Raw genomic sequence first — 5762 nt, 5'->3', positions numbered from 1 at the left:
CCTCCTTCTCCGCCATGGGCCCGTTGGTCAAGTGGTTAAGACACCGCCCTTTCACGGCGGTAACACGGGTTCGAATCCCGTACGGGTCATACTAAAAACAGTAGATGCTATTGCATCTACTGTTTTTTGATATTCATAGATACAAAATTTACTCTTGTTTCAATGCATTTTCATCCATATAAACTACTTCCCAGATGTGCCCATCTACATCTTGAAAACCCCAACCATACATAAATCCGTGATCTTGTGGTTCACTATAAGGTTTACCACCAGAGGCAAGAGCCTTATTCACTAATTGATCTACTTGTTCACGATTTTCAGCAGAAAGACATAAGATTGCTTCTGCAGAAGTAGTAGTATCTGTAACTTCTTTCTTACTAAATCCTTTAAATCGTTCTTCAACCATTATTAATACGAAGATATTTTCACTAATAATCATTGAGGCTGTTGTTTCATCACTGAATTGTTGATTGAACTCAAAACCTAATTCCTTAAAAAAACTGATCGATTTGTTTAGATCTTGTACTGGTAAATTGATAAAGATATTTTTCGATTGAAAAGCCATTTAGTATCACCTCCAAATTGACAGTATCATGGAGCATAAAGTCGTGTCAATTATAGCAAAGCGGGGCGCAAATGGAAGCCATTAGCACTATTAGAAGTAGGCGTTATGTCAACAAAAACAGAAAGGTTATATCTTCAACCTTTCTGTTTAAAAAGTTTTAACTATTTATCCTCTGGCTAGCATTCTTTCAAGTGAACTAAGTGCTTCAGCGGTAGTATGTTCATCTACTTGTATGCGGTTATGAGGTTGACCTTGCTCAATACTTTCTAAGCTCCATAACAAATGTGGAAGGTCAATTCGATTCATTGTTAAACAAGGACAAAAGTTTTCGTTTAAGGAGACAATATGTTTATCAGGATGCTGCTTAATAATGCGATTGACAAGGTTCATTTCTGTTCCAATTGCCCATGCAGATCCGCTTGGAGCTCGATTGATTGTATCAATAATGTATTTTGTGGAGCCTGCATCATCAGCCGCTGCAACCACTTCACGGCTGCACTCAGGGTGAACAATTATCCTCATAGTCGGGTGTTCTTTGCGAATAACCTCTGTATGTTGAACAGTAAAACCTTCGTGCACAGAGCAGTGACCCTTCCAAAGAATAACCTGGATATTTTCAAGTGGCTCTTTTGTTTCGAGCAAGTTCTTATGTGGATTCCAAACAGCCATATTTTCAAGAGGTATACCTAAATCATAGGCAGTATTTCTTCCTAAATGTTGGTCAGGTAAAAAGAAGATACGCTGTTTTTGGGTAAAAGCCCATTGAACAAGTTCCTTTGCATTCGATGAAGTGACACAAGCACCACCATGTCTTCCAGTAAAGGCTTTAATAGCCGCAGTTGAGTTAACATAGGTTAGAGGAATAATCGTATCACCAAAGAGTTCTTGAAGAATTGGCCATGCTTGTTCAGTTTGATAAATATCAGCCATATCAGCCATTGAACAACCAGCGCGCATATCTGGTAAATAGACATGTTGCTGTTTCGTTGTCAGCATATCAGCAGTTTCTGCCATAAAATGTACACCGCAAAATACGATGTGTTCAGCTTCCTTATTTGCTGCGGATAATTGAGCTAACTGTAAAGAATCCCCAGTTGCATCTGCAAATTGAATGACTTCATCTTTTTGATAATGGTGGCCAGGAATAAATAATTTAGAACCTAATTTTTTCTTTATTGATAAAATACGAGATTCCATTTCCTTTACAGATAGTGCCCGATAATGCTCTGGGAGTAATGTCGTCTGTTGTAATAAACTAGTGATGGACAAGGGAATGATCTCCTTTCATTTGAACGAGTGCACTAATATCAAAAGCTTTAACTGAATGTGTTAAGGAGCCAAGTGAAATCCATTGAATACCCGTTTGGGCATAAGCCTTTAAATTTTCAAGTGTGATGCCCCCAGATGCTTCAGTCGCAATAGTGGGAGGAACAATGGGAAGCCATGCACGGATTTCTTCTGGGCTACGGTTATCAAACATAATAATATCTGCTCCTGCGTTGATAGCTTCTTCTAATTGTTCTTTTGATTCAATTTCAACTTCAATTTTTACGGTATGACCGACTTTCGCTCTAGCGGTCTGAACTGCCTTTGTAATGCTACCAGCAAAGGCAATATGATTGTCCTTTAGCATAATTGCGTCGTACAGGCCATTACGATGATTAAAAGCACCACCAATTCTAACAGCATATTTATCTAGCATACGCAGTCCTGGTAGTGTTTTACGCGTATCACATATTTTTGCGTGAGTACCTACTGTTTCTTGAACGGCAAGATGGGCAGCCGTTGCAATAGCAGACATACGTTGAATAAGATTTAAAATGACACGCTCACCGATTAATAATTTTTGTAAGGGACCTTTAATCACAGCGAGTACATCACCTGACTTCACCATCTCTCCATCTTTTGTATGAAGATTGACTTCGATTGATCGATCGAGTAAGAGAAAGCCATGCTCAATAATGTTAGCCCCACAAAAAATTCCGCTTTCTTTCGCGTAAAAAGAAAAAGCTCCCTGTTGTTCGGCTGAAAAGATAAATTCACTCGATAAATCTCCATCTCCTAAATCCTCATTAAAAAATTGCTTGAGCATTTCCTCAAGTTTGATGATATTCATACAATGAGTTCCTCACTTTCATTTGTCCTTGCGAAAAAATAATCCATCGACTTGCCCATTGTGATTTCATTTCGGATTTATCCTTCCGAATATGAGCTCCTCTTGTTTCCGTTCGAGTAATTGCTGCATGTGCCATTAATGTGGCGACTACATGCATCATAAATAATTCCAACTCAGCTAGTTCTAGACCCTTTAAATTAACTTGAATAAGTGATTGCAAGGAGGGTAGTTGCTTTACAAAATGCTGCAAGTCATCAATATTTCTAACAATACCTAGGAACTGCATCATGTGTTGCTGTAATTGGGGTTTGCTAAATAAAGGTGGCATTTTATCAGGACATTGATGCTTTTCCAGTAAAAAGTTTTTTTGATGACACCCTTTTTGAATAATGAACTGCGCCATTTTTTGACCAAATGTAATACCTTCCAATAGGGAGTTGCTTGCTAAACGATTCGCACCATGTACGCCTGTACAGGCAACCTCACCGACTGCATATAAGTTCGGTATAGTAGTTCTTCCTTTGTCATCAGCAATAACACCACCCATCAAGAAATGACTTCCTGGAGCCACGGGGATTAGACCATCTTGTAAATGAACGTGATGAACATGGCACAGCTGAGCAATTGTTGGAAACTTTGCTTCAAAGTCTTGAATGTTAGTGATATCAATAAACGTTTCTTCACCCGCTGCACGTTTTGTAAATAGGGCAAGTGCAGTAATATGTCTTGGTGCTAGGTCAAGTTGAGCATGTAAACCTGTCATAATGGGCTGATGCTGGGCATTAACAAAAATACCACCAGCCCCTCTGACAGCTTCAGAAACTAATCCCTTTGCTTCATTTTTACACCACAGAAGACTCGGGTGAAATTGCATAAATTCCATATCACTAATGGCAGCGCCTGCTCGAAATGCTAATGCGATCCCATCCCCTGTATTAGTTGGAAAATTAGATGTACTTGAATAAAGGGCACCTGCGCCACCTGTCGCTAAAATAACATGATGAGCCAAATAACGTTTTGTACCTTTTTCTCCTTTAGTTAGCACTCCTACACAGTCACCATCTGTATTCCGTAAAAGCTCATAAGCCATTTCATAGCAATTGATCTTTGTTTTGGGCGAAAGTTTATGAAGCAAGTAATCTATGAAAATCTGACCAGTACGATCACCACCTGCATGTAGAATACGATGATGACTATGTGCTCCTTCAAGTCCTAGAGCAGGTTTTCCATCGACCTGCCGATCAACAGGGAGGCCATCCTTTAGATAGTTTTGCATAATCTCAGTGCCATCTTTTATAAGTGTTTTAACATGCCTTTTCTCATGATGATACTCTCCAGCTTTCAATGTATCAGCAATATGATGTTGAATATGATCCTCCTCACTGGTAACAGCAGCAATCCCACCTTGTGCACGATAAGAACTACTCATATATATAGATGATTTTGTAACAATTTGTATTTGAAAATGTTTTTCAAGCACTAAAGCAGCCTGAAGTGCAGCAATACCACTACCAATTATAAGGACGTCTGTCTTTACATCCATTGTTATACCTTCTTTACAGTTGTCTTGACACTTATCTTTACATAAAATATAAAAGAAAACAAGACCTGATGAACAAGAGAGGAAGAAGACGATGATTTATATGGATTATGCTGCAACATCACCTATGATGAGGGAATCTCTTGAGGCATATGTAGAGGTGGCACAACGGTATTATGGAAATAGTGCGAGTTTGCATGATTTAGGGGGACAAGCTTTTTATTTTGTCCAGCAATCAAGGGAGGTTGTAGCCCAAGCCCTAGGTGTAACTAGTGATGGCGTAATTTTTACGGGTAGTGGAACAGAAGGAAATCTCATAGCCATCTTGTCGTTAGCGCTAGCCTCAAAAAAAGGAAAACACATTATTTCATCTCAAGCTGAGCATACGTCAGTGCATGCGGCTTTGAATACACTTGAGAAAAAGGGCTTTACTGTAACAAAATTACCTTTGCAGAAGGATGGTTGTGTTGATCTGGGGCAATTGCAACAAGCAATCCGGGAAGAGACTGCTTTGATTACCATTCAACATGTCAATTCTGAAATTGGTTCAATCCAGCCTGTAGAGAAAATCGTAAAGATGGCAAGAAAATCAAATATATTCTGTCATGTTGATTGTGTACAATCATTTGGCAAACTAGCTATACCACAAGGGGCAGATGCGATTACCATCTCGGCTCATAAAATAGGCGGACCAAAGGGCTGTGGTGCTATATATCTGAACCCTGCAATCAGAGTACCTGCATTAACACCAGGTTTGACACATGAGAGGGGTCTTAGAGGGGGGACATTAGATACTCCTGCAATCGTGGCCTTTGCCGCGGCAATTGAAAACTATCAATATGAATTGCAACATTATGAAACGCTAAGAAATTATTTTGAAAATAATTTACCTGAAAAATGTCAGCTCGTTGAGTGTAAACAGCAACTACCTAATATTTGTGGGGTAATGATGGAAAAAGTAGAGGGGCAATATGTTCTTTTAAAGTTAAATGAGGCGGGAATCTGTATCTCTACAGGTAGTGCATGTGATATTCATAGTGAATCGGGAACAAAGGCTATTCTATCAATGGGGTTCTCTTTGGAAGCGGCACGCCAATTTTTTAGAATATCTTTTGGACCTTCCACTACACTTGAGGATATTGTAAAATTAAAAATAGAGCTTTCAAATATTTAACGAAAAGACGAGTGAAGGATTATCTATATTCTTCACTTGTAGTGAAATAGATTATAAGCTAATAATATCGGCCAAATAAAATAATTGTTTTCTTTTGAACCAACAATTGCTATAATATTTTGCAGGGCAATATTTTCTCTTACTTAACAAAAATATCTTTAAAAAGTAATAATTTCTTTTTTTTATAAAAAAGTATTGCACAATGTTAGAAAACGTTATACAATAATTCTTGTCTTGAAGGACAGGTAAACAACTTCAAAACAAGATACATAACAAAGTCTAGTGATGATGGCAAAGAGGTCACACCCGTTCCCATACCGAACACGGAAGTTAAGCTCTTTAGCGCCGATGGTAGTTGGGGGCTTCC

At 38.6% G+C, this 5762-nt stretch carries 5 protein-coding genes, 1 tRNA gene and 1 rRNA gene; 3 read left to right on the top strand and 4 right to left on the bottom strand.

What is annotated here, in order from left to right; genetic code table 11:
* The first annotated feature begins 17 nt into the window (after window positions 1–17).
* A tRNA-Glu gene (locus tag ACZ6ZR_RS38445) sits at window positions 18–89 on the top strand.
* Between the two features lie 59 nt (window positions 90–148).
* On the opposite strand, the gene ACZ6ZR_RS38440 is transcribed toward ACZ6ZR_RS38445, so the two are convergent.
* The 4 genes from ACZ6ZR_RS38440 to nadB all read right to left on the bottom strand — a co-directional run bounded on the left by ACZ6ZR_RS38440 (window position 149) and on the right by nadB (window position 4224).
* The gene (locus tag ACZ6ZR_RS38440; protein WP_054548462.1) at window positions 149–565 is read right to left on the bottom strand and encodes a VOC family protein; all 417 of its coding nucleotides are present in this window, start codon (window positions 563–565) and stop codon (window positions 149–151) included.
* A 165-nt stretch (window positions 566–730) separates the two neighbouring features.
* Window positions 731–1834 carry a quinolinate synthase NadA gene (nadA, locus tag ACZ6ZR_RS38435; RefSeq protein WP_387256528.1) on the bottom strand — a complete coding sequence of 368 codons (1104 nt, stop codon included), beginning with the start codon at window positions 1832–1834 and terminating at the stop codon, window positions 731–733.
* A complete protein-coding gene (nadC, locus tag ACZ6ZR_RS38430; protein WP_066038273.1) occupies window positions 1821–2681 on the bottom strand; it encodes a carboxylating nicotinate-nucleotide diphosphorylase in 861 nt (286 codons plus the stop codon). Before nadC ends, nadA begins: the two co-directional genes overlap by 14 nt.
* On the bottom strand, window positions 2662–4224 hold the full coding sequence (gene nadB / locus ACZ6ZR_RS38425) for an L-aspartate oxidase (protein WP_054548465.1): 1563 nt from the start codon (window positions 4222–4224) through the stop codon (window positions 2662–2664). Before nadB ends, nadC begins: the two co-directional genes overlap by 20 nt.
* 100 nt (window positions 4225–4324) lie before the next feature.
* Here nadB and ACZ6ZR_RS38420 point away from each other — a divergent pair, with 100 nt between their 5' ends.
* Both ACZ6ZR_RS38420 and rrf read left to right on the top strand, forming a co-directional pair.
* Window positions 4325–5395, top strand: a complete 1071-nt coding sequence (locus ACZ6ZR_RS38420) for a cysteine desulfurase family protein (protein WP_066038274.1) — start codon at window positions 4325–4327, stop codon at window positions 5393–5395.
* A gap of 278 nt (window positions 5396–5673) precedes the next feature.
* A 5S ribosomal RNA gene (gene rrf, locus ACZ6ZR_RS38415) occupies window positions 5674–5762 on the top strand; the annotation flags it as partial.

This window comes from Kitasatospora sp. NPDC088742 (assembly GCF_055584905.1).
Note: the sequence above shows the minus strand (reverse complement) of the source record. Positions and strands in the feature narration are given on the sequence as shown.

Bases quoted from the DNA above. Each gene is read 5' to 3' on its own strand.
- nadC (WP_066038273.1), bottom strand. From the start codon at position 2,681: ATGAATATCATCAAACTTGAGGAAATGCTCAAGCAATTTTTTAATGAG.
- ACZ6ZR_RS38440 (WP_054548462.1), bottom strand. From the start codon at position 565: ATGGCTTTTCAATCGAAAAATATCTTTATCAATTTACCAGTACAAGAT.
- nadB (WP_054548465.1), bottom strand. From the start codon at position 4,224: ATGGATGTAAAGACAGACGTCCTTATAATTGGTAGTGGTATTGCTGCA.
- ACZ6ZR_RS38420 (WP_066038274.1), top strand. From the start codon at position 4,325: ATGGATTATGCTGCAACATCACCTATGATGAGGGAATCTCTTGAGGCA.